Source organism: Streptomyces sp. NPDC001292, assembly GCF_042896465.1.
Taxonomy (GTDB): domain Bacteria; phylum Actinomycetota; class Actinomycetes; order Streptomycetales; family Streptomycetaceae; genus Streptomyces.
Window position 1 is genome coordinate 112915 of record NZ_JBIAXG010000008.1, and the last position, 23596, is coordinate 136510.

The window sequence follows — 23596 nt, forward strand, 5'->3', positions numbered from 1 at the left end:
GTGACCTGCGGCCGCGGAGGGTCCCGGTCGCAGGAAGCCGAGGGGGTGAGACCCATTACCGCTGTGTCAGCTCGGGTGCTCTCCCCTCGCAACGGCGCGGATCACCGTCAGTAGGTGGCCGCGGGAGCGCCCTTCGGCTCCCGAAAGGTTTCGGCATTCCATGCCCGTACTTCCTCCCCCCTCCGCCTCGTCCTCCTCTTCCGCTTTCCCGCCCCCGCGTGCCGGGGTGGTCGCCGCTCTGCGAGCCGCCGGCTGCGTGTTCGCCGAGGAGGAGGCGGAGCTGATCCTCGCCGGTGCGCGCACGCCACGGGAACTCGCCGCGCTGGTGGACCGGCGCGTCGCCGGCTTCCCCCTCGAACAGGTCCTCGGCTGGGCCGGGTTCCACGGTCTGCGGATCGCCGTGGAACCGGGCGTCTTCGTACCGCGGCGCCGTACCGAGTTCATGGTCGACCAGGCGGTGGCCCGGTTCCCGGGGGCGTCGGTCGTCGTGGACCTGTGCTGCGGCTCGGGCGCGGTGGGCGTGGCGCTGGCCGCCGCGCTCGGCCCGGTCGAACTGCACGCCGCCGACATCGACCCGGCCGCGGTGCGCTGCGCCCGGCGCAACGTCGTCCCCAGGGGCGGCACGGTCCACGAGGGAGACCTGTTCGACGCGCTCCCCGGCAGTCTGCGGGGCCGCGTCGACATCCTCGCCGCCAACGTGCCCTACGTCCCCACGGAGGAGGTCGGCCTTCTGCCGCCCGAGGCCCGTGACCACGAACCGCTCGTCGCCCTGGACGGCGGCGCCGACGGCCTCGACGTCCTGCGCCGTGTCACCGCCGAGGCCCCCGACTGGCTCGCCCCCGGCGGCTGCCTCCTCGTCGAGACCGGCGAACGCCAGGCCCCGCAAGCACTCGCCGCCTTCACCCGAGCCGGCCTGACCGCACACTTCGCCGTGTCGGAAGACCTCTGCGCGAACGTGGTGACAGGGATCAAGTGACGGGTTCCTGGTGAGTGTGCGGTCCGTGCCGAGCGCGTTGCGCGACCGGGCCGCTGCTTCGCCGGTGGCCGGGTGGGCGTTACGGCAGTTCCTGGGCGCGGGCGACGAGCAGGGCCACGTCGTCGTGGTTGTCCGGCTGGTGGAGGGTGCGCAGCAGGAGGTCGCAGAGTTCCTCCAGGGGCCGGGCCGGGCCGCCCAGCAACGTCAGCAGCGTCGCCAGGCGCTGGTCCAGGGACTCCCGGCGCGTCTCGACGAGCCCGTCGGTGTAGAACACCAGCTGGTCGCCCGGCTCCAGGTGCACCGTCGTGGTGGAGAACGGGATGCCGCCGACGCCCAGCGGAACCCCGGTGGGCAGGTCGAGCAGCTCCGGGGGACGGCCCACCGGGATCCGGGCCGGGGGCAGGTGCCCGGCGTTGGCGATCCGGCACCGCCGCAGGTGCGGGTCGTGGACGGCGTAGAGGCAGGTGGCGATGGAGAGGTCCAGGCCCTCGGTGATCCGGTCCAGGTGTTCCAGCAGCCGCGCGGGATCGAGATCGAGCGAGGCCAGCGCCTTCGTCGCGGTGCGCAGCCGCCCCATCGTGGCCGCCGCGTTGATGCCGCTGCCCATGACGTCGCCGACGACGAGTGCCGTCCTGTCGCGCTCCAGCGGGATCACGTCGAACCAGTCGCCGCCCACCTCGACGGTGGCGCCCGCCGGCTGGTAGCGGGAGGCGACCTCCAGCCCGCCCGTGACCGACGGGTGCCGGGGCAGCAGGCTGCGCTGGAGGGTGAGGGCGGCGTCGCGGGCGTTCTGGTACCAGCGGGCGTTGTCGATCTGCACGGCCGCGCGGGCGGCCAGCTCCCCGGCCAGCAACACGTCGTCCGCGCTGAACGGCTCCGGATTGCGGGTGCGCTTGAGGTCCAGCGCGCCCAGCACCTCGCCACGCGCGATCAGTGGCACGGCCAGATACGAGTGCACGCCCGCGCGGCCCAGCAGCACGGCCGCCTCCGGGGACCGGGCGATCCTGGGCAGGTCCTCGTCCCTGACCCGCGCGACCAGGACTGGGCGCCCGGTACGCACACACAGTGTGACCAGGCGTTCGGGGGCGTAGCGGGCGATCCGCCCGGGCGGATCGGCTGCCGCCAGGGCGTCCGCGGCGCGGTCCGCCCGTACGGCCAGGGCCCGGATCACCGCCGGTTCGGCCGGCCCGAGGCTGCTGCGGCGCCCCTCGACCACGGCCTCCAGCAGGTCCACCGCAGCCACGTCGGCCAGCTCCGGCACGGCGACGTCGGCCAGTTCCCGGGCCGTGCGCTCCAGTTCCAGGGTGGTGCCGATGCGGGCCGAGGCATCCGCGATGAGGGCCAGGCGGCGGCGCGCGGCCTCCGCCTCGACGCCCGCCCGGTACTGCTCGGTGATGTCGACGACCGACATGGCCACGCCCAGCACGGTGCCGGCGGCGTCCTCCAGCCGGTACAGCGAGAACGACCAGGCGTGGTCCTCGTCGGGATCGGCCGGGGTCCGGCCGACCGTGGACAGGTCGACGAGCGGTTGCCCGGTCTCCAGCACTCGGCGCGCCGCGGACTCCAGGGCTTCCGCGCCCCACTCGGGCAGCAGCTCGCGGGCCGTGCGGCCCACGTGCTCCTCGGCGGGCAGGCCGTTGATCCGCTCCAGGGCCGGGTTGACCGAGACGTACCGCAGCCGGTTGTCCAGCACGGCCAGGCCGATCGGGGACTGCGAGACGATCCGCTCCGACAGCGCCACGTCCCGCTCCAGCCGCCGTACGGTCGACTGGTCGGCGGCGAGCCCGAGCGCGTAGACCTTCCCGCGGTCGTCCAGCAGCCGCATGTTGCGGAACTCCACCAGGCGGGTGCTGCCGTCCTTGTGCCGGACGGGAAAGGAGCCGGCCCAGCCCCGGCCGGTCCGCAGTACGTCCGAGAACAGCTTGATCACCAGGTCGAGGTGCTGCTCGTGGACCATGAGCCGGGCCGCGTACCGCCCCAGTGCCTCCTGCGCCGAGTAGCCGAAGAGCTCCGCGGCCTGTGGGCTCCACAGCACGATGCGTCCCTGGGCGTCGAGGACCACCGAGGCGACGCCCAGCACGTCGAGCAGTCCGCTCGGCCGTGCCGGGCGGCCCGCCGGCTCCTCGCCCTCGGCCGAGGGAGCCCCGGAAGCAGTCATCCACGCACCGCCTTCGCCTGTCCGCATGGCCCGTCGTCCCGGTGCGGGCCCCCCTGTCGTACCGCGCCCGCACGTCTTCGAGGCGGTCCGTCGCTTCCCTCCACCATCCCCTACGGCAAGGGCTCCTTCGCGCCGAATCGGCCGGAAGACCGATGCCCGGGCAGACCGGCAAGCGACAAGAGGGCAAGCGCAAGCGGGCAGACGGCGGTGGTGTTCTGCCGGGAAACGGTGCTTTGCTGGTTTTTGCGAGTGGAGGGCCGTGCGGAGGGAACTTTGTGCGGTACCCCGGCCACGAGAGGAGTGATCGTGATGGCGAGCGAGCCGGAGCACCACGAATCCGTCTCGGTGGAACTGAGCGGATGCACCAAGGAAGACGCCCGGACCGTGTTCGACGCCCTGTGTGCCTGCTTCTCCTCCGACCGGTGCGCGGACGACGTGCCCCGGGACTACCACGAAGTGCGCCCGACCGTGTGGCTCGGCACGTTCGACGTGGCCGAGGAACGCGGGACGGACCGCGGGTCCACCCGGCTCGGTGCGTCCGTCACGGCCGACGTGCAGGGCGGCTACTGGGCGATCGACCGTTTCCGCACCACCCTGGACTCCCTGTTCACCGTCCAGGACCTGTGCATGGCCTCCGGCGACCAGGAACGTGAACTCCACGTCCGTCTGGAAAGCCGCTGACCCCGGACGCCGAGGAGACGCCGAGGGGTTTATGCAACTAGTTGCATAAACCCCTCGGCGTCCTCTACAACTACAGACATGAGCCGTTACCCCCATCTGCTGCGCCCGCTCGACCTGGGCTTCACCACGCTGCCGAACCGCGTTCTCATGGGCTCGATGCACGTCGGCCTCGAGGAGGCCGAGCGTGGATTCGAGCGGATGGCGGCGTTCTACGCCGCCCGGGCCCGCGGCGGAGTGGGGCTCATCGTCACCGGCGGCATCGCCCCCAACGAGGAGGGGCGCCCGTACGAGGGCGGCGCGAAGCTCACCACCGAACAGGAGGCCGAGCAGCACGCGACCGTCACCGCGGCCGTGCACCGCGAGGGCGGCCGGATCGCCCTGCAGATCCTGCACTTCGGCCGCTACGCCTATCACCGCGACCTGGTCGCCCCCAGCCCCCTCAAGGCTCCCATCAGCCCGTTCGCGCCCCGCGAGCTCACCGACGCCGACATCGAGCGGACCATCGACGACTACACCCGCACCGCCCTCCTCGCCCGCCGGGCCGGCTACGACGGCGTCGAGATCATGGGCTCCGAGGGCTACCTCGTCAACGAGTTCATCGCCGTGCGGACCAACCACCGCACCGACCGTTGGGGCGGCTCCTACGAGAACCGGATGCGCTTCCCGGTCGAGATCGTGGGCCGGGTGCGCGAGGCCGTCGGCGAGGACTTCGTCATCATCTACCGGCTGTCCATGCTGGACCTCGTGCCCGACGGCTCGACCCTGGACGAGGTCGTCACGCTCGCCGGGGCAGTCGAGGCCGCCGGGGCGACCCTCATCAACACCGGCATCGGCTGGCACGAGGCCCGCATCCCCACCATCGCCGCCTCCGTACCGCGCGGCGCCTACGCGTTCGCCACCAAGAAGCTGATGGGCCGGGTCTCCGTCCCCCTCGTCACCACCAACCGCATCAACACCCCGGAAGTCGCCGAGCAGTTGCTCGCCGACGGATACGCCGACATGGTCTCCGTGGCCCGCCCGATGCTCGCCGACCCCGACTTCGTCGCCAAGGCCGCAGCCGGCCGCCCCGAGGCCATCAACACCTGCATCGGCTGCAACCAGGCCTGCCTCGACCACACCTTCAGCGGGCAGATCACCTCCTGCCTGGTCAACCCGCGCGCCTGCCACGAGACCGAGCTGGTCCTGTCCCCGACCCTGCGGCGCAAGCGGGTCGCCGTGGTCGGCGCCGGACCCGCCGGGCTCGCCTGCGCGGTCTCCGCCGCCGAACGCGGCCACCTGGTCACCCTGTTCGACGCGGCGAGCGAGATCGGCGGACAGCTCAACGTGGCCCGCAAAGTCCCCGGCAAGCAGGAGTTCGACGAGACGCTGCGCTACTTCCGCCACCAGCTCGACGCGCACGGCGTGGACGTACGGCTGAGCACCTGGGTGAACGCCGGCGACCTCACGGACTACGACGAGACCGTCGTCGCCACCGGCGTCACCCCGCGCACCCCCGACATCCCCGGCGTCGGCCACCCGAGCGTCCTCGGCTACCTCGACGTACTGCGGGACGGCGCACCGGTCGGCGAGAGGGTGGCGATCCTCGGCGCCGGCGGCATCGGCTTCGACGTGGCCGAGTACCTCACCGACGGCGGTGACAAGACGAGCGAGGACCCGGCGGCGTACTTCAGGCTCTGGGGAGTCGACATGGACCAGCGCGAGTCCGGCGGACTCACCGCGCCGCAGCGGCCCGCGCCGCCGCGCACGGTGCACCTGCTCCAGCGCAAGACCACCAAGGTCGGCGCCGGGCTGGGCAGGACGACCGGCTGGATTCACCGCACCGAGCTCAGGCACCGCGGGGTCACCATGGTGCCCGGCGTGCGCTACGACCGGATCGACGACCGGGGCCTGCACATCACCGTCGACGGCACGAGCTCGGTCCTCGAGGTCGACACGATCGTGCTGTGCACCGGACAGGAGCCGCGGCGCGACCTGTACGAGGAGCTGGTCGCCGCCGGGCGCCGCGCACACCTGATCGGCGGCGCGGAGGAGGCCGCCGAGCTCGACGCCAAGCGCGCCGTCAAGCAGGGCACGGAACTGGCGGCGGCCCTGTAGGAGGCGACCGGCGGCCGTCCCGCGGGGCCGCCCCGCGGGACCGCGGCGGGCGTGCGGTCCGTCCCTAGGATGATCCCATGTCACTTCCGCACGCGATCCTCACCGCCCTGCTGGAAAAGCCGTCGTCGGGGCTCGAGCTGACGCGCCGCTTCGACAAGTCCATCGGCTACTTCTGGTCGGCGACGCATCAGCAGATCTATCGCGAGCTGGGAAGACTGGAGGCCGACGGCCTCATTCGCAGCCTGCCGGCGAAGGAGCCGGCCCGCGGGCAGAAGAAGGACTACGAGGTGCTGCCCGCGGGCCGCGCGGAACTGGCCCGCTGGACCGCCGCCTCCCAGGAGCCGAAGCCGTACCGCGACGCCCTGCTGCTGCGGCTGCGCGCGGCGGCCGTGGTGGGCACCGCGGGCCTCCGGGTCGAGCTGGGGCGTCATCTGGATCTGCACCAAAGGCAGTTGGCGGAGTACCGGGAGATCGAGGAGCGTGACTTCCCGCCCGGCAGGGACAGTCCCGAGGACCGGCTGCGGCACCTGGTCCTGCGAGGCGGTATCGACCTGGAGACCTTCTGGACGCAATGGCTCCGGCATGCGCTGGAGGAGTTCACCGAGCTGCCCGGCCAGGAATCGGAGTGAGGCCGGCCGGGCCCGATGGGGCGGTCGGAGCCGGTGCGGCTTCGCGGGGCCGTCAGAGCCGGTGCGGCTTCGAACGGCGGCGCAGCACCCACACGGTGGCGACCAGCGCCGCCCCGACCAGGGTCCCGCCGACCGCGAGCGTGAGGGTCCCGTAGTCCTTGACGCCCCCGCCCAGGCCGCCCAGCACACCCCGGGTCGGCACGGCCGTGGGCGCGACATTCGGTGCGTACGTGGGCGCGACATTCGGCGCGTACGTCGGCCTGTACGTGGGCGCGGCCGTCGTGGTGGCGCGGCCGCCGGAGACGACGACGGACTGCGTGCCCGCAGTGACGTTGTTCGCGCAGACGACGGCCACGGTGTAGGTGCCCGGGCTCACGCTCTGCCAGGCGGCGGACTGACCGCTGGCCGTCCCGGTGAGCGCCACCTGGCGTCCCTGGGTGAAGTTCGTCTGGTTGCCGGTGAGCAGCGAGGCCGTGCCCCAACGGCCGTTGACCTGGCTGCACACGCTGGTCGTGACGGACACCGTCGAGCCGTTGGCGGAGACGGATATCCCGGTGCCGCCGGCGTCGGCGGGGCCGGCGGCGAGACCGAGTGCGAGTACGGCGGCCGCCGTGGCGACGGCTGCGGAGCGGGAGGTTGGCTGAGTGTGGCGCATGGGACTGTCCTCCGGCGGCACGGTCGGCGGACCATCCCATGTGCCGCCGGAGATAGGGGAATCGCCCGTGCTGCCTCGTGGCCAGCCAACGTCTCCCGGCCGCCGCCCGCATGCGGGGCGCGTCCGTACGGGTGGGCGCCGCCCGGCCGGTCGACGCCCGGTCGGGTGCTCGGGGCTGCCCTCACGGAGCGGTCGGGTGCTCGGGGCTGTCCGGTCGTCACCGTCCGGTCGGGTGCTCGGGGCTGTCCGGTCGTCACCGTCCGGTCGGGTGCTCGGGGCTGCCCGCGTCACCGCCCGGACGGGTGCTCAGGGGCATCCCGGTCGTCACCGAGCGCTCGGGTGAGAAGCCGCCCCAGGTGCCGTCCGGGAGCATCGCCCGGATCCGCACCCGGTGGCCGGCCCCGGCCTCGCGCCCCAGGTAGAAGCTGTACGAGGCCTTCCCACGCGGTGCCGTGCCGCCCCAGACGAGGGAGGTGGCCGGCTTTCCGTCCAGCTGGATCTGGTACTGCGTCACCGCACCGTCGGTGCGCGGCGGGATCCAGCTCAGGTCGAGGTAGTACGCCCCGTCCGTACGGTGGGTGCCGGCGCGGAAGGAGGACGGCGCGGTGGCCCGGCCGTCGTCGGAGCCCGGCGCGGTGGTGAGCCGGACGGCGGCGCCGGCGGCGGAGAGGTTGTCGGCCGCGTCACGGGCCCGCACGGTGAACGCGTAGGAGGTGCCCGGCCGCAGGCCGGTGACCACGGCGGCGGTCTGGCTGCCGCCGACACTGTGGACCTTCGTTCCGCCCTGGTGGACGTCGTAGGACACCACGCCCCGGTCGTCCGTCGAGCGGGACCAGGACAGCTGGACGGCCCGGCTGCCCACCGCCCGGCCGCGCACGTCGAGCGGGCGGCTGGGAGCCGAGTGGTCGGCCGCGACGGCGGTCGGTGTCGTCGCCCGCACCTGCCGGCTGCGCGGGCCGAGCCGGCCGTCGGTGCCCCGCGCCCGGACGGTGAAGGCGTACGTGGTCGACGGGCTGAGCCGGGTGATGTCCACCATGTGCTCCCGGGCCGGTACGGCCTTCACCTTCGTGGTGCCGCGGTACACCTCGTACCCGCCGACGTCCGAGGCCGCGGGCAGCGCGTTCCACATCACGTGCACGCTGGTGGCGCTCCCCGCGGCGGCGGTGACGCCGGTCGGCACGCCGGGCAGCCGGCCGCCCTCCCCGTCGTCCGCGACACTCCGGCCGCAGGCGGCGAGCAGTGCCAGCGCACCGCACAGCGCCACGACACGCCCGGGCGCGCGGGTACGGCGGGAAGTGGGGGCGGGAACGCGTCGCACGGGTCTGCCTCCCCAGAAACGGCGGCGTGGACGGCCCGCACGCCGCACGGATAATGGTCCGGACCAATATGGCGCGTTGGCGGGAGCGCATCAAGGGGGCCGGGGTTGGTGGGAGTCGCGGGGCGTTACGTATGCTGAAGCTCCTTCCGGGCTGAACCTCCCTGCAATGCAGGGGAGTTCATGCTGTGGCGCGGACAGCTGTCGTCGCTGCCTTCCCGCGTCGTCGCGGGCGGCCGGGGGTCGGGTCGGCATGGATCCGGACCCCCGGCCGTCCGACGGATGGTGCGGGCCATGTGCCGTCCGGTCCCCTAACGTGGGCCGCGCGACCGATTACTCCGCAATTCATCCCTCGTGGGGTGAATGCCCGTAATGTCCCCGAGGAGAGGGGCCTTCATCGTGCGTGCCCAGTCGCTGACGCTCGTCGCGGCGAGCGCCGCCCTGCTCGCCCCCACGACGCTGCCGACGCCCACCGTGCCGTACGCGTACCGCACCCGAGGGGAGCCCGCGGCGCACGGCGACGGCGGTGTCCAGGCCGCCGATCTGCTGGCCAGGGTGCGTGACTGCACACCGGTCTCCCGCGGCCGCTACCGCCTCGACGCCGGGCAGCCCGCCACCGTCCCGGTGTGCGGACTGCCCGGCGCCGTCTTCTGGAAGGCCGACATGGACATCGACTGCGACGGACGGCCCACCGTGCGCTGCAACCGCCGCACCGACCCGCAGTTCTCCCCGGCCGCGGCCTACGAGCAGTCCAACGGCCGCCGTCTGGACGCCGCACGACTGCCGTACATCGTCCTGCCCGCCCCGAGCCGCATCTGGGACCACCGCGCCCACGGTGTGGACGGGGGATCGGTCGCGGCCGTCGTCTACCGGGGCCGCGTGCAGTACGCGGTCGTCGGCGACATCGGGCCCCGAGAGGTGATCGGCGAGGCCTCCTACGCCACCGCCCTGCGCCTCGGCATCCCCGCCGACCCCCACGGCGGCGGTGTCCGCTCCGGCGTGACCTACATCGTCTTCCGGCATTCCCGGATCAGCGCCATCGAGGACCACGCGGACGCCGTGGCCACCGGCGAGCGGCTGGCGCGCCGACTGGTGAACGGCGGGACGGCGACGGCACAGGCGGACGAGCCGCCGCGTCCACCCGGCGCCGTCCCGGCCGCTCCTCACACCTTCCGGTAGCCGTACGCCTCCGAGGCCGCTGCCTCCACGGCGTCCAGGTCGGCTCCCGCCGCCGCCGTGACCACCGCGGCGACCGCGCCCTCGACGAACGGGGCGTCCAGCAGCCGTGTGTTCCCGGGTAGTTCGTCACCCTCGGCGAGCAGCGCCTTCACGGTGAGCACCGCGCTGCCGAGGTCGGTGAGCACGGCGACCCCGGCACCCCGGTCCACGGACGCGGCCGCTGCGGAGACCAGTTCGGCACTGGTGCCCAGCCCACCGTCCTCCCGGCCGCCGGCCGCGGCCACCGGTACGCCCGCCGCCCCGCCCGCCAGCCCCTTCGCGAGCTCGACCACCGAGGACGCCACCTCGGCGCTGTGCGACACCAGCACGATCCCGACCACCTTCTCGCCGCTCACGTCACGCCTCCGCCGCGGCGGCTTCGGCCAGGGCCGCGATCAGCAGGGCGGACGAGGTGGCTCCCGGGTCCTGGTGCCCGATGCTGCGCTCGCCCAGATAACTCGCCCGGCCCTTGCGGGCCAGCAGGGGCGTGGTCGCCTCGGCGCCCGCCTCGGCGGCGGCGCGGGCCGCCGGGAAGCCGTCACCGAGCGCGTCCACCGCCGGGACCAGCGCGTCGATCATGGTCTTGTCGCCCGGTGCGGCCCCGCCCAGCGTCATGACCCCGTCCACCCCGGCCCGCAGGGCCTCGGCGAGCTGCTTCTCGCTCACGTCGGCGGCGTCCCCGAGCGCCTTGCCGGTGCGCCGCAGCAGTGTCCCGTACAGCGGCCCCGACGCGCCGCCGACCGTCGAGATCAGCTGCCGCCCGGCGAGGACGAGGATCGCGCCGGGCGTCTGTGGAGCCTCCTTCTCCAGCGCGGCCCGCACGGCCGTGAACCCGCGCTGAAGATTGGTGCCGTGGTCGGCGTCCCCGATGGGCGAGTCGAGGGCGGTGAGCCATTCCGCCTCGCGGGCCACGGACGCGGCGGTCGCCGTCATCCAGCGGCGGAAGAAGTCGGCGTCGAGCACTGGATCTCCCTTGCGTGGTAGGTACGGTCGAGACGCTCGCGAACTCACCTGCCCCAGCGCAGGCCCGGTGTGCTCACCGGCGCGTCCCACAGCCGCAGCAGTTCCTCGTCGATCTGGCACAGGGTGACCGAGGCGCCCGCCATGTCCAAAGAGGTGACGTAGTCGCCCACCAGAGTGCGGGCGACGGCCACACCCCGCTCGGCGAGCACCCGGTGCACCTCCGCACCGAAGCCGTACAGCTCCAGCAGCGGGGTCGCGCCCATGCCGTTGACCAGCAGCAACACCGGGTTGCGCGGGCTCATGTCCTCCAGGATGGCGTGCACCGCGAAGTCGGCGATCTCACCTGAGGTCATCATCGGCCGCCGCTCCCGGCCCGGCTCCCCGTGGATGCCGATGCCGAGCTCCAGCTCACCGGCCGGCAGGTCGAAAGTGGGGCTGCCCTTGGCCGGGGTGGTGCAGGCGCTCAGCGCTACGCCGAAGCTGCGGGAGTTCTCGTTGACCTGCCGGCCGATCGACTCCACCCGCTCCAGCGGTTGCCCCTCGTCGGCCGCGGCGCCCGCGATCTTCTCCACGAACAGGGTCGCGCCGGTGCCGCGCCGCCCGGCCGTGTACAGGCTGTCGGTCACCGCCACGTCATCGTTGACCAGCACCTTCGCGATCTGGATGCCCTCGTCCTCGGCGAGTTCGGCCGCCATGTCGAAGTTGAGCACATCGCCGGTGTAGTTCTTCACGATGAACAGCACGCCCGCCCCGCTGTCCACGGCCGCCGCGGCCCGCAGCATCTGGTCCGGCACCGGCGAGGTGAAGACCTCCCCCGGACAGGCCGCCGAGAGCATCCCGGGCCCGACGAATCCGCCGTGCAGCGGCTCGTGCCCCGACCCGCCGCCGGAGACCAGGGCGACCTTCCCCGCCACCGGGGCGTCCCGCCGCACGATCACCCGGTTCTCCACGTCGACCGTCAGCTCGGGGTGGGCCGCCGCCATACCCCGCAGCGCGTCCGCCACGACGGTCTCGGCGACATTGATGAGCATCCTCATGGGTACCTCCCGGTGATCTTAGCAGGTGTGGCCGCGACCTGCGTCTTTGCTGGTCAGGGCACATAACGGCTGTTGTTGATCTTGGCGGTCCGTGACGGTCGAACGCGGTGCCCGGCGGTACTGGCGCTGGCCTAACGCTGACTTTACTGACGGGGCATCAGGAAGCTCGGACCGGCGGACACGGGGAAGCCTGAGCGTTCCTACCGGCAGTATCGACCTTGCGGCAGCGAAGGTCACCTGTGGCGACCAGTCAGGCGAACGAGGGAATGGGCGCCTACGGGCTTACCGGCCGTTTCTCAGGGGCGGCCTGCACCCGTCAGCCCGGGCAGGCGGAGCCTGGTCGAGCGATGAATCTCGGCGCAGCGGAGGGGCTCCTCCTGCGGGTGGCGTCCGAGTCGTGGTCTCTCGCCGGCTTCGTTGGCCCGCGAACGGTCCCGATCTTGGCTTCTCTCATCCACCAGTGAGGGTGAGAACTCCGGGCCTACAGCCGTGTCGCTCGCGGGTAGGCGGTTCGTCCCTGGCCGGACCACCAGCGGCGGCGACGGTGTCCGCACTGACCTTGTGCCCGGCCCGGGCCAGCTCCTCGGCGAGGGTGCGGGTCGATTTTCACCGTCCACCGCAGCGGCGACATCGGATCACCCCGCTCGTCCGGCTCGACCAGCGCCAGCAGCGCGGGCCGCAGTCCCGGATCGAGATCCACGACTCGCTTGCGGCCCCCGCCCGGTCGCCGCACCCGGCCCAACGGCTCCTCGCCAGCCTCCAACTCCAACACGCCCTTGCGGACCGTCGTCTCACTCACCGCGGCCGCCCGCGCGACGGCCCGAACCACGCCATGCCCCAGCACCGAGCCTCCGCTCCCATCATCAGCCGCCGCTGCCGCTCGTCCAGATGTGGAAACAACGCGGCGAACTTCACAGCGAGTTGAGCTTGAGTCTCGTGGTGCCCCGTAACCGCTGGTCACGGGTGAGAGGATCTCGCCGTGGCCGGTGTGATCACGGCGTCGGCGCCGTCTTGGATGGCCCCATTCACCGGGCTGAGCCCACGTCAGTTCGGCAGGCTGATCACCGCGCTGCGGCGCGAGGGCGCCGACCCGGTCCGCCAGGGCCGGCCGTGGAGCCTGCCGCTGGAGGACCGGGTGCTGCTGGTCGCCGCGTACTGCGCCGTCCGCGAGGAGGCACGGCGCCCTTTTGGTGCGGACCGGCGGCTCGAGTGACGTCGGTGGTCCCCCGGGATACTGCGGACCGGTGTCGGCGCCCTTCCGCAACTGGAAGGGCGCCGCAACTGGAAGGGGCTCCGTCGGGGAGCCTGACGGCGCGGCGGGCTGGGTCAGACGTCCAGCATCCCCGAGGTGTCGATGACCTGACGGACGGCCCGGCCCGAGGCCAGCTCCTCCATCGCTGTGTTGATGCCTGTCAGCGGCAGGGTGCCGGTGTGCATCCGCTCCACCGGCATCAGGCCCGCCCGCCAGAGGTCCAGGAACCGGGGAATGTCGCGGCGCGGTACCGCGCCGCCCATGTATGAGCCCAAGAGGGACTTGCCCTCGCCCGCGAACGCCAGCGCCGGGACCTCGAGCACCCGGTCGGGGGCGGGCAGGCCCACCGAGACGACCGTGCCGCCCCGGGCCACGGCCGTCAGGCACTCGGCCATCACCTTCGGGCTGCCCACTGCCTCGACCGCCAGCTCGACGCCACCGGAAGTGAGTTCACGAATCGCCTCGACCGCCTCGCCGGGGGCGTACGCGTGGGTCGCGCCCAGCCGGAGAGCCAGCTCGCGCTTCGCCGGCACCGGGTCGACCGCGATGACCGGGTACGCCCCCGCCGCGCGGGCACCCAGCACCGCGGAGAGGCCCACGCCGCCCAGGCCGTAGACCACCGTCGACTGGCCGGGGCGCAGGGCGGCCGTGTTGATGACGGCTCCGGCACCGGTCAGGACCGCGCAGCCGAACATCGACGCCACCGTGAACGGGATGTCCTCCGGGATCGGCACCACCGACTCCTGGGCCAGCACCGCGTGTTCGGAGAACGCGGAGACGCCCAGCTGGTGGTGGACGCGGGCGCCGGAGGCGTCGGTCAGCAGCGACGGGCCGTGCAGCAGCGCCCCTGAGCCGTTCGCCGCGGCGGCCTGTGCGCACAGGGCGGGCCGGCCGGCCGCGCAGTCGGCGCAGAAGCCGCAGCTCGGCACGAAGACCAGGGCCACATGGTCACCGCGACGGACTCGGCTGACGCCCGGCCCTGTCTCCTGCACGACGCCCACCGCTTCGTGCCCCAGCGCCATCGGCAGCGGGCGGACCCGGTCGCCGTTGACCACCGACAGGTCCGAGTGGCAGAGCGAGGCGGCCGCGATCCGAACCAGTACCTCGCCCTCGCGCGGGGCGCCCAGCTCCAGCTCCTCCACCTCGACCGGGCGGGTCTCGCAGTAGGGGCGGGCGGTCGACACGCCGCGCAGCACCACCGCACGGGTCTTCATGCCCGCACCTCCGGACGCAGGGTGCAGCGCAGCACGTCACGGCTCTCCAGCAGTGGGACGACCTTGCCGAGCACGATCTCCCGAAAGTGCGGGGTGGCGCAGTGCGCGGTGAAGTCGGCCTCGGAGACGTACTCCTCGTACAGAACGATCGCCCGCGGGTCCTCGGTGCCCTGGTGGACGCGGTAGGCGAGGTTGCCCGGCTCCTGGCGGGACGCGGCGGCCATGGTGTCGAGCAGGGGGAGGACGGTGTCCTCCTCGCCCTCCTTGGTGTGGTAGCGGGCGACGACGACGTATGACATGGGGGCTTACTCCTGGGATGGTGCGGCGGGCCTCTTCAGCGCGGCGGGCGGAACCGGCGGCAGCTGGTTCCGGCGCAGGTGCCAGAGGCGGGGGTCGGACGTGGCGGCGGCAACGGACCCGAGGGCCAGTGCGAGCGCCACGTCCGAGGGGGTCTCCACGAAGCCCGCGGCGACCGACGGGGACATCGCGCGCAGTGCCTGCTCGCTCATCCGGGCGGCGATCGGGGCGGGCATGATCTCGACCAGGTCCGGTGCCCCGCGCGAGACCGCGTCCGTGGAGCGGCGGAGATTGGACCGGTCGGTGACGAACACCTTCATCATCGTCAGCAGGCCGAGCGGTCGGCCCTTCTCTATCAGCGAGAGCCGGGTGCTGACCACGCCGTGCGCGCCCAGGTTCTTGATGAACTCCAGCGCGCCCCGGTCCTGGGCCAGGCCGGGGCTGCTGTCCACGTTCACGAACACGGTCTTCCCCGCCCGGCACAGCGCCGGCACGACCTGGGGCAGCTGCCCCACCGCGAGCGACGCGACGATGCACGCCTTGGCCGGTGCGGTCAGGAACTGCCGCAGCGGCTGGGTGCCGACTACCGACGCTACGACCGGGACCTCGGCCAGTGCGGAGGCCAGCCGGGCGTCGAGTGCGGCACTGGACCGGGACGGGAAAGAGGTCATGGCAAAGGCCTACCTGGGGATCAAGGGTCCGTGGCTGCTGAGGTCAGCTCAGCGGAGACGTACCGAAGCGGCTGCGGAGGCCCAGCTTGCCAGGGTTGAGGATGCCGGCCGGGTCCAGGGCGTTCTTCACCGCGACGAACGTCGCGAAGCCCGCCCCGAGGGATTCCTCCAGGTAGGGGCCGCGCAGCAGGCCGCAGCCGTGGTGGTGGCTGAGCGCCGCGCCGTGCTTGATGAGCACGGCGTTGGCCGCGTCCCACACCTTGCGGTACCAGCCGCGGCGCCACTCGGGCGCCACGTTTCCGCGGAGCGAGAAGTAGACGCAGGCGCCGTCGGTGTACGCGTGGGACTGGTGGGCCGAGGCGGCCAGGGTGCCGTCCACTGCCTGGATCGCGGCGACCACCTCGTCGTAGATCACCGGGAGGTCGGTCCAGGACGCGGCCATCTCCAGGGTGTCGGCGACGAAGCCCGGACCCGGCTCGAAGCCTTCGGCGGACTTGCCGACCAGCATCCGCTCGTCCAGCCAGCGCTCGAAGACGGCCTGGCTGTCCAGCTCGGGGCCGTACTCCTCGCAGACCTCCTTCGCGACCTTGATCGACGCGTCGACGATGGCCGGGTCGCCCTCGTCGGCGATGAGCAGGAGGTTGGTCTCAGGGTGGCCGAAGTGGGTTCCCGACTCCAGGGTGTCGTACAGGCGCAGGACGGCCGGGGCGGCACCGCGCTGCATGATCCTGCGGCAGGCGTCCAGGCCCTCCGCGAAGGTCTCGAAGCCGTACGCGGCGGCGCTCGCGTACTCCGGCAGCGGGTGGACCCGCAGCCGGGCCGAGACGATCACGCCGAGGGTGCCCTCGGAGCCGACGAACAGCTGGCGCAGGTCCGGGCCGACCGCGGCGCGGGCGTAGTCGCCGTACGTGGCTCGGGTGCCGTCCGCGTGCACGACGTCGACGCCGACGACCATGTCCTCGATCTTGCCGTAACGCGTGGAGAGCTGACCGGCGCCGCGGCAGGCGATCCAGCCGCCCACGGTGGAGACGGCGAACGCGGACGGCCAGTGGCCGGTGGTGACGCCGTACTCCTCCTGGAGCTGCTTCTCGAAGAGGTCGCCGAACATGCCGGCCTGGACGTCCACGACGTTCGACCCGGCGTCGAAGCCGATGATCCGGTTCAGTCCGCACACGTCCAGGACGACGCCGCCGAAGACGGGGAGCGCAGCGCCGGTGACGTTGGAGCGGCCCGCGGACGGGGTGACCGGGATGCCGGCCTCGTGGCAGATCCGCAGCACGGCCGCGACCTGGTCTGCGTCGGCGGCCTCGACGATCACGGCGTTCGGAGTCGCGGGACGGCCCTCGGTCTCGCCGATCATCGAACCGGCCCACCAGTCACGCGTTCGGGTGACGACCTCGTCGCGGGAGGTGTGCACCGCGTGCGCGGCCTCGCGCAGCGCCTCGACCACGGGCTCGGGGACCTCGACCGGGTTCGCCTGGAGCGCGGCCTCGCCGTCGCCGATCGGGGTGTTCTGCGCCCACTTGGCGAAGCTGGGGGCGCCGACGGTGTAGTTGCCCCGGTTGAACGGGTGGGTGATGGTCTGGCGGCTGATCATGATGCTGCCCCTTCGAGGAGTACGGACTTTTCGTGACGGACGGCTGCGAGGTACTCGGCGACCGAGCGCTCGACCTCCGCGTCCGTGAGGTTCAGTTCCTGGCCGAGGATCGTGCCGACGGCCTCGGCGGCGTCGGCGGAGGCGTCCCGGGCGAACAGCCGGGCGCGCGTGCGGCGGGAGAGGACGTCGTCGACCGACCGGGCCAGCTCGGCGCGGGCCGCGTACACGACCTCCGCCTTCGTGTACGGAAGTCCCGCGACGATCGGCTCGGCCAGCGACGGGTCGTCCTGGATGAGGTCGCCGACGAAGCGGGCCTCGGTGCCGAAGCGTTCGCCCAGGTGCGCGGCGATGCCGCCGGACGCGGCGACGGCCTCGGAGTCGTAACCGGCGCCGCCGAGGAGCGGGAGGTCGGTGGTGCGGCTCTTCCCCTTGCGGCCGAGGACCGTCATCACCTTGTCGATGACGAGCTCGCCCATGTGCCGGCTGGTGGTCAGCTTCCCGCCGGTCACCGTCACCATGCCGGTGCGGCCGACGGTGATGCGGTGGTCGCGGCGCACGTCGAGGGTGGCGCCCTCCTTGCCGCCGACCAGCGGGCGCAGACCGCCTATGGAGCCGACCACGTCGTCCGGGGTGAGCTTCCCCTCGAAGGCGGTATTGGCGCCCTCCAGCAGGAAGTCCATCTCCTCACGGGTGCAGTGCACGTCGTCCAGGGAGCCCTGGTAGTCCTCGTCGGTGGTGCCCAGCACGACGTTGTTGCCCCAGCGGGTGCAGGTCGCGCGGCGGGCCCGGCCGGGGATCGGCACGGTGACCGTGCAGTTGATCCGCACCTTGTCCCACGGCACCACGATGTGGACGCCCTTGGCGGGGCGGACCTGCGGCCTGTGACCTTCGTCCGCCTTCGCGTCCAACTCGTCGGTCCACACCCCGGTGGCGTTGACGACGGCCCGCGCACGGATGTCGATGGTGTCGCCGTCCGCCGAGACCCGGGCACCGGACACCTTGCCCATCTGGATCAGCAGGCTTTGCGCCCTGGCCCCGTTGAGGACCGTCGCGCCGAGTGCGGCGGCGGTGCGGACGATGGTGAGGACGAGGCGGGCGTCGTCGGTGCGGGCGTCGAAGTACATCAGCCCGCCTTTGAGGTTCTCGGCGCGCAGCGTCGGCGCCTGGGCGAGCACCTCGGGAACGGTGAGCCGCTGGTGGAGCTTGCCGATGCGCCATCCGCCGACCAGGTCGTACGTCCACAGCAGGCCCTCGAAGCCCTTGGCGAGGCGGGCGTCGAAGACACCCTCCTTCTCCAGGATCGGGAAGAGGAACGGCAGCCGGTGCACGAGATGCGGGGCGTTCTTCCGGAAGCGGTGGCGCTCCAGGAGCGAGTGCCGGACCAGATTGACATTGCCCTGCTCGATGTAGCGCAGGCCGCCGTGCACCATCTTCGACGACTTCGACGAGGTGCCGGAGGCGAAGTCGTCCTTCTCGACCAGGGCTGCGCGCAGACCGCGCGAGGCGGCGTCGAGCACGGCGTACGCCCCGGTGATGCCCCCACCGATGACGAGCACGTCGTACATGTCGTCGGCCAGTCGGCGCTTGAGGGCGGCCCGGCCGAGCAGCAGAGGCGTCCGGCGGGTCGCCGCGGCGTTGCGCCGCGGTTTCCGGGCGGGCATGGTGATCACAACATCAACTCCTGGTGTTTCGGTTCGGCGGCCCGTCATCGTGTGCGGGCCGCCAGTGCGACGGCCGGGGGCCGTCAGTGGGGGGTGTGAGATTCGGGCGTGCCCTCCCGCAGGGCGAGCAGCGCGGAGTCGTTCAGATGGGCGATCAGTACGTCGCGCCAGGCGGCCCGCAGTTCGGTGCGCTCGGCCGCCGTGATCGACGGCTCGAAGACCCGGCCCTGCGGCTGCGCCTCGACGATCTCTTCGAGCGAGGGCCACAGGCCCTGGGCGACCCCGGCCAGATACGCGGTGCCGCGCAGGCTCGCGGTGGCGGAGTCGGAGACCCGTTCCAGCGGCAGGCCGGTCAGGTCGGCCTGGACCTGCATCAGCGGATCGCTGCCGGAGACGCCGCCGCCGACCCGGAGCCGGGTGAACGGGGTGCCCATGGTGTCGGCGACCCCGTCGATCAGGTCGCACACCGAGTGCGCGATCCCGTCGAGCACGGCGCGGGCGAGGTCGGCGCGAGTGGTGGCCAGGGTGAGCCCGGTGAGGGACGCGGTGGTCTCCGGGTGCCAGACCGGCGTACGGACCCCGGCGAGCGCCGGGACGAAACACGGGGTGCGGCCCGGTCGGGTGGGGACCCGGCCCGCTTCCTCACCGAGCTCCTTCGGCGACGCGAACAGACCCAGATCGTCGCAGAGCCAGCGCAGCGCCGAACCCGCAGTGGAGGTGTACGCCTCCAGGCTGTAGTGGCTGATGTCGCCCTGCCGTCGGCCGGGCTGGGCGAGCACCCCGGAGATGTACGGCCGGGGCAGGGCGGGCGTGGTGCCGGTCGCCGCGTCGACGAACGCGCCAGTCCCGTACATGCACATGCCCTGCCCGGCGGCGAGACCGCCGAGCGCGACCAGTGCGGCGTGCTGGTCGCCCATGGATGCGGCCAGCGGGACGGCGATGCCGAGGGCGGCCGGATCGGTCGTGCCGAAACCCGTGTCGTCGGAGCGGAGCTCCGGCAGTAGGTCGAGGGGGAAGCCGAGGTGCCCGATCCATTCCTCGTCCCAGGCGTGCCGCTCCAGCAGGTAGCCACCAGTGGACGCGGCGTTGGTCGGGGTGGTGGCATGCACGGCGCCACCGGTGAGGTGCCAGATCAGCCATGTGTCGACCGTGCCGAAGAGCAACCGTCCCGCCCGGTGCGCCTCGGCCACCTCCGGGTGCGCGGCGATCTGCCGGGCGGCCCAGAGGAACGGGGCGCGGGCGCCGACCGGGCGGCCCTGCCGGGCCAGCAGAACGGCGTCCCACTCCGCCTCATAGTCGGCGAGCTCGTGCGCATACCGCCGGTCCTGCCACACCACCGCGGGCAGCAGCGGTCGCCCCGTGACCCGGTCCCACAGCAGCGCCGTGGCCCGCTGGGTGGACAGCGCGACCGAGGCGATCTCGATGCCCTCCTCGCATGCCCGGCCGACGGCCTGGCGCGCCACCTCGGCGGTGGCGGTCCAGATCTCCATCGGGTCCTGCTCGACCGAGAGGTCATTCGGATGGCTGACCTTGATCGGCCGGTAGAACACCTCGTGGGTTGCGCCCGAGTCGAGCACGACTCCGGCCCGGGTGCCCGTGGTGCCCTCGTCGATGGACAGCACACCGCGCCGTGGGGAAACGCCAGGGAACGTCTGCGTCATGGCAGCCCTTTCATTCGAGCATCGCGAGCGAGCCGTGCGGAGGGATACGGAGAGGACGGATGCGGAGGGGACCGGACCAATGTGTGGTGCGCCAGGTCCGGCGGCGGATCAGCGCGCAGTCACGGAGAGCGCCGCGACGGTGTCGCGGTCCTGTCCGGCGACCTCGTCGGGCGAGGCGGCCTTCGTCGGGTCCCACTTGATCAGCAGGCACGTGACCAGGCCGATCAGCGGCACGACGGACAGCACCAGGAAGGTGTCGGCGAGTCCGAGCGAGTCCTTGATCTGCGGAAACACGTACAGGCCGGCGACACTGCCGAAGCTGCCGACCATCCCGGTGACACCGGTGCCCAGGGCGCGGACGTCGCTGCTGTAGGAGAGCGCGGCGATGGACTTGCCGTTGGCACCGGGGCCCGCCGAGTGGCAGAGGATGAACAGCACCGGTAGCAGGAACGCCACGGCCGTGGGCACCTTCCCGAAGGTCAGCCCCATCGCCACCAGGGCCACGAAGACCCCGGCAAAACCGGCAGCGGAGCTGAGCCGCAGGCCGAGGCGGCGGCCGAAGTACGCGGACAGCAGCCCGCCCGCGATACCGAAGGCGTTGAACACCATCGAGCCGATGGTGGCCTTCTCGAAGCTCTCGCCGAAGATCGCCAGGCTGATCAGCGGGAGGTACCAGCCGACCGCGAAGTACTGCATCGACTGCCCGAGCGAGATCACCGAGGAGAGGACCGTGCGCGGCAGGTAGTCGCCCTTGAACAGGAGTCCGGCCTGGCGGAACCCGATGGCGGGTGCCTCAGCTGCGGTGCGGGTCACCGCGTCGGGCGTACCGGCGACGGCCTTGATCCCGTAGATCCGGTCCAGGTTGGCGACGGACTCGTCCAGCCGGCCCTTGCTGGCCAACCAGGTGGGGCTCTCCTTGAGCATCAGTGCCTGGCTCAGCAACAGCGCGGCGGCGACGACCGCGGCCGAGCCGACCGACCAGCGCCAGATGTCGGCGCCGACGTCCAGGTTGAAGAAGACCAGGGCCAGGGCGAGGTTGCTGGTGGTGGCGACATACCAGACGGCTTGCCACAGGTTGAGCCGACCGCCCAGCTTCGCGGGCGTGTACTCGGCGAGCAGCGCCATGGCGACCGCGAAGTCGATGCCGTACGCGACACCCACCAGGACCCGGCCGAGCCATACGACGGTGAAGTCACCGGCGAACGCGGCGAGCACGCCACCCGCGATCGCGAAAACCTTGGCGATGAGGAGCGGGGGAACGCGGCCGATGCGGGTGGCGAGCCATCCACCGAGGGGGTTGAAGATGATCGCCAGGGCCGGAGCAGTGGCCGTGAGTATCGAGACTTGGGTGCTGGTGAGCTCCATCTGGGACGTCATCGGTCCCAGACCGGCGCTCAGCGCCGCGTTCGAGTAGGCGTCGAGGAACAGCCCGCCGAACACGAGGAACCAGACGATCTGCGCCCGGCCGGTGATCTTTCCCAGCCCATCGATGAGCGCAACGACGTCGGCGACGCTTCTGACGCTCGGACGTTGTGCCATGAATCCGCCTTCGAGGAAGACCTACCGGCGGCACGGGGAGCACAGAAAAAAGGCACGACGAAGCCACCGACAGGTGGTCTGTGTCTATGCCTGCCAAAACACTGCGGAAAGCGCCGCAGCACGTGAACTGCTGGGACTGCCAATCACGCGGTGCAGTGAGGTTAAGAACGAGCCAGTAGAAACGTCAAGGGTTTCAGCCAGGTTACTGAAACGTGACGGGTGTCCGGTGCGGGGCCCAGGCGGGTGGCGACGACGAGTTCGCGGACGCCGCCGGCCTTGTGCAGCCGCTCGGCGCGATCGGCGAGCACCACCCGTCGCTGCATCACCCCCAAGTGCTCGTCGAGGTACCCCGTCAGGCTCCCCCCGATCGAGCCGGCCCCTTACTGCTCGCCGACCGGGGGCTGCCGGGCGAGGAACTCCGCGAACGCCGCCGACTGCTTCGGGTCCATGTAGCCCTGGCGCCCGTTGCGCGCCCACTCCTCCAGCCGGGCAAGCTCACCCGCAGACCGCAGCTCGGCCACGACGACGCGGCCCCGCGTGAACGTCGCACGCACCCCGTCCGCATGCACGTACCGAACGTACGGGCCCTGCTGTTCCGGTCCCGGCGGCCGCTCCCGCGCCTCATCCGGAAGGGGTGTCGAACACGGGGTCCTGATCCCGGACGCGGCCGACTCGTCGGTCAAGACGCTCCGTGTGGTGGCCGAGCAGGAACCGCGTGTCCGCGCACCGACGCGGTGACAGCTTCCGGACGCTACCCCGGTTGTGCGCCCTGCGCGGCCGACGGGTGTCGAGGCGGTGGCGCGTACATGACCGCGATGGCCGCGGCATCGTCGGCGAGCCGGCCCCCCACGTGCGCGAGGAGGTCGCCGCGCAGGCACTGGAGCACGTCGTCGGGCGTGCAGTCCCCCCACGCGGCGAGACGTTCGGTCAGCAGGTAGAAGGCGCCGGACTCGTCACGGGCCTCGACGACGCCGTCGGTGTAGAGCAGCAGCAGGTCGCCCTCCTCGAAAGCGAACTTGTCGAGGGCGTACTGGCCGCCGTTGAACTCGCCGAGTCCGAGTGGTGGCGCCGACGGGCTGCGGTTGAGCTGCACCACGGTGCCGCGGCGCAGCATCAGCGGTGGGGGATGCCCGCAGTTGACCACGTGGACGCAGCGGCCGTGATCGGGGAAGTCGAGGAGCACCGCCGTGACGAAGCGCTCCTCGCCGTTGTCCTCTCCGGTGTGCGGATCCCATCTGACGCTGCCGTCCAGGTGTGCCGCGAGGGCGGGCAGGGTCTCCTGGCGGTGGGCGAATCCGTAGAAGGACCCGAGCAGCATCGCGGCGTCCCCGACCGCCGCCAGCCCCTTGCCCCGGACGTCGCCGATGAGCAGCCGGGTGCTGGTGTGGGTGCGCGCCGCGGCGTACAGGTCACCGCCGATCTGCGCCTCGGCTTCGGCGGCGAGGTAGACCGAGGCGACCGTCAGCGGACCGATGCGATCCGGCAGCGGCCGCAGCAGGACCTTCTGCGCGGCCTCGGACACGGACCGCACCTGGCTCAGCACGCGCCTGTGCCGGTCGCGTACAGCCGTGAAGACGACCACCACGATCGCGCCGGCGGCCAGCGCGGCGATCTCCCCGTCCCGGCTCGAAACCCCCACCGTGTGCTGCAGCGAGGCCACCGCGAGCCGGGCGCCCACGGCCAGGACACTGACCAGCGCGGTGAGCCTGAAGCCGGCGAACGCGGCGGTGACGGCGGGCGCCGCCATCAGCAGCGGTCCGAGCTCCACGTACGGCGGAGTCAGCGCGTCCGCGAGGGAGATCAGCGCGATCAACACGAACGGCGATGCCACCAGGGCACGCCTCGGCCGCCCCCGCACCGCGTCGGCGACTCTCAGGTGATCCAAAAGACAGGCCATGGGGCTAGCCACCGTTCGGATCCGTAAAAGGCACACCAGACCATACAGTGACAAAATCTACATGCCGGGGGTGGGTGGGAG

The 23596-nt window shown here is 72.2% G+C and carries 20 protein-coding genes and 2 pseudogenes; 6 read left to right on the top strand and 16 right to left on the bottom strand.

Annotated features, from left to right (window positions below):
• The first annotated feature begins 160 nt into the window (after nt 1-160).
• Nucleotides 161-976: a putative protein N(5)-glutamine methyltransferase gene (locus ACFY4A_RS11985; RefSeq protein WP_390829289.1), complete on the top strand. Its 816-nt coding sequence runs from the start codon at nt 161-163 to the stop codon at nt 974-976.
• A gap of 79 nt (nt 977-1055) precedes the next feature.
• On the opposite strand, the gene ACFY4A_RS11990 is transcribed toward ACFY4A_RS11985, so the two are convergent.
• Nucleotides 1056-3134: a SpoIIE family protein phosphatase gene (locus ACFY4A_RS11990; protein ID WP_390829290.1), complete on the bottom strand. Its 2079-nt coding sequence runs from the start codon at nt 3132-3134 to the stop codon at nt 1056-1058.
• A 309-nt stretch (nt 3135-3443) separates the two neighbouring features.
• On the opposite strand from ACFY4A_RS11990, the gene ACFY4A_RS11995 reads away from it, so the two are divergent.
• The 3 genes from ACFY4A_RS11995 to ACFY4A_RS12005 all read left to right on the top strand — a co-directional run bounded on the left by ACFY4A_RS11995 (nt 3444) and on the right by ACFY4A_RS12005 (nt 6538).
• The gene (locus ACFY4A_RS11995) at nt 3444-3815 is read left to right on the top strand and encodes a hypothetical protein (protein WP_390829291.1); all 372 of its coding nucleotides are present in this window, start codon (nt 3444-3446) and stop codon (nt 3813-3815) included.
• A 78-nt stretch (nt 3816-3893) separates the two neighbouring features.
• A complete protein-coding gene (locus ACFY4A_RS12000; RefSeq protein ID WP_390829292.1) occupies nt 3894-5909 on the top strand; it encodes an FAD-dependent oxidoreductase in 2016 nt (671 codons plus the stop codon).
• A gap of 77 nt (nt 5910-5986) precedes the next feature.
• Nucleotides 5987-6538, top strand: a complete 552-nt coding sequence (locus ACFY4A_RS12005) for a PadR family transcriptional regulator (protein WP_390829293.1) — start codon at nt 5987-5989, stop codon at nt 6536-6538.
• 52 nt (nt 6539-6590) lie between these two features.
• Here ACFY4A_RS12005 and ACFY4A_RS12010 read toward each other — a convergent pair whose 3' ends face one another.
• Nucleotides 6591-7193: a hypothetical protein gene (locus ACFY4A_RS12010; protein ID WP_390829294.1), complete on the bottom strand. Its 603-nt coding sequence runs from the start codon at nt 7191-7193 to the stop codon at nt 6591-6593.
• 253 nt (nt 7194-7446) lie between these two features.
• Entirely contained in the window at nt 7447-8511 is a 1065-nt protein-coding gene (locus ACFY4A_RS12015) for a fibronectin type III domain-containing protein (RefSeq protein WP_390829295.1), read from the bottom strand.
• Nucleotides 8512-8907: 396 nt separating this feature from the next.
• On the opposite strand from ACFY4A_RS12015, the gene ACFY4A_RS12020 reads away from it, so the two are divergent.
• Nucleotides 8908-9687, top strand: a complete 780-nt coding sequence (locus tag ACFY4A_RS12020) for a glycoside hydrolase family 75 protein (protein ID WP_390829296.1) — start codon at nt 8908-8910, stop codon at nt 9685-9687.
• On the opposite strand, the gene ACFY4A_RS12025 is transcribed toward ACFY4A_RS12020, so the two are convergent.
• The 4 genes and pseudogenes from ACFY4A_RS12025 to ACFY4A_RS12040 form a co-directional block, all read right to left on the bottom strand.
• Entirely contained in the window at nt 9672-10082 is a 411-nt protein-coding gene (locus ACFY4A_RS12025) for a PTS-dependent dihydroxyacetone kinase phosphotransferase subunit DhaM (RefSeq protein ID WP_390829297.1), read from the bottom strand. The two genes, ACFY4A_RS12020 and ACFY4A_RS12025, sit on opposite strands and share 16 nt — an antisense overlap.
• 1 nt (nt 10083) lies before the next feature.
• On the bottom strand, nt 10084-10689 hold the full coding sequence (gene dhaL / locus ACFY4A_RS12030; RefSeq protein WP_390829298.1) for a dihydroxyacetone kinase subunit DhaL: 606 nt from the start codon (nt 10687-10689) through the stop codon (nt 10084-10086).
• A 44-nt stretch (nt 10690-10733) separates the two neighbouring features.
• Nucleotides 10734-11726 carry a dihydroxyacetone kinase subunit DhaK gene (dhaK, locus tag ACFY4A_RS12035; RefSeq protein WP_390829300.1) on the bottom strand — a complete coding sequence of 331 codons (993 nt, stop codon included), beginning with the start codon at nt 11724-11726 and terminating at the stop codon, nt 10734-10736.
• A gap of 537 nt (nt 11727-12263) precedes the next feature.
• Nucleotides 12264-12587, bottom strand: a pseudogene (locus tag ACFY4A_RS12040) (ISAzo13 family transposase); the annotation flags it as partial.
• Between the two features lie 118 nt (nt 12588-12705).
• Here ACFY4A_RS12040 and ACFY4A_RS12045 point away from each other — a divergent pair.
• Nucleotides 12706-12882 (top strand): annotated as a pseudogene (locus tag ACFY4A_RS12045) (IS5/IS1182 family transposase); the annotation flags it as partial.
• 170 nt (nt 12883-13052) lie between these two features.
• On the opposite strand, the gene ACFY4A_RS12050 reads toward ACFY4A_RS12045, so the two are convergent.
• The 9 genes from ACFY4A_RS12050 to ACFY4A_RS12090 all read right to left on the bottom strand — a co-directional run bounded on the left by ACFY4A_RS12050 (nt 13053) and on the right by ACFY4A_RS12090 (nt 23449).
• Nucleotides 13053-14192 (bottom strand): zinc-binding dehydrogenase, encoded by a 1140-nt coding sequence (locus ACFY4A_RS12050; RefSeq protein WP_390829301.1) that lies wholly within the window; start codon nt 14190-14192, stop codon nt 13053-13055.
• Nucleotides 14189-14491: a putative quinol monooxygenase gene (locus ACFY4A_RS12055; protein WP_390829302.1), complete on the bottom strand. Its 303-nt coding sequence runs from the start codon at nt 14489-14491 to the stop codon at nt 14189-14191. The genes ACFY4A_RS12050 and ACFY4A_RS12055 overlap by 4 nt, the downstream gene beginning before the upstream one ends.
• 6 nt (nt 14492-14497) lie before the next feature.
• On the bottom strand, nt 14498-15160 hold the full coding sequence (locus ACFY4A_RS12060) for a glycerol-3-phosphate responsive antiterminator (protein WP_390829303.1): 663 nt from the start codon (nt 15158-15160) through the stop codon (nt 14498-14500).
• Between the two features lie 43 nt (nt 15161-15203).
• The gene (locus ACFY4A_RS12065) at nt 15204-16757 is read right to left on the bottom strand and encodes an FAD-binding oxidoreductase (RefSeq protein WP_390829304.1); all 1554 of its coding nucleotides are present in this window, start codon (nt 16755-16757) and stop codon (nt 15204-15206) included.
• A complete protein-coding gene (locus ACFY4A_RS12070; RefSeq protein WP_390829305.1) occupies nt 16754-18427 on the bottom strand; it encodes an FAD-dependent oxidoreductase in 1674 nt (557 codons plus the stop codon). Before ACFY4A_RS12070 ends, ACFY4A_RS12065 begins: the two co-directional genes overlap by 4 nt.
• Nucleotides 18428-18501: 74 nt before the next feature.
• The gene (locus tag ACFY4A_RS12075; protein WP_390829306.1) at nt 18502-20079 is read right to left on the bottom strand and encodes an FGGY family carbohydrate kinase; all 1578 of its coding nucleotides are present in this window, start codon (nt 20077-20079) and stop codon (nt 18502-18504) included.
• Between the two features lie 108 nt (nt 20080-20187).
• The gene (locus ACFY4A_RS12080) at nt 20188-21618 is read right to left on the bottom strand and encodes an MFS transporter (protein WP_390829307.1); all 1431 of its coding nucleotides are present in this window, start codon (nt 21616-21618) and stop codon (nt 20188-20190) included.
• Nucleotides 21619-21998: 380 nt separating this feature from the next.
• Nucleotides 21999-22187, bottom strand: coding sequence for a hypothetical protein (locus tag ACFY4A_RS12085; RefSeq protein WP_390829308.1), 189 nt, complete (start codon nt 22185-22187; stop codon nt 21999-22001).
• A 182-nt stretch (nt 22188-22369) separates the two neighbouring features.
• Entirely contained in the window at nt 22370-23449 is a 1080-nt protein-coding gene (locus ACFY4A_RS12090; RefSeq protein WP_390829309.1) for a PP2C family protein-serine/threonine phosphatase, read from the bottom strand.
• Nucleotides 23450-23596 lie beyond the last annotated feature (147 nt).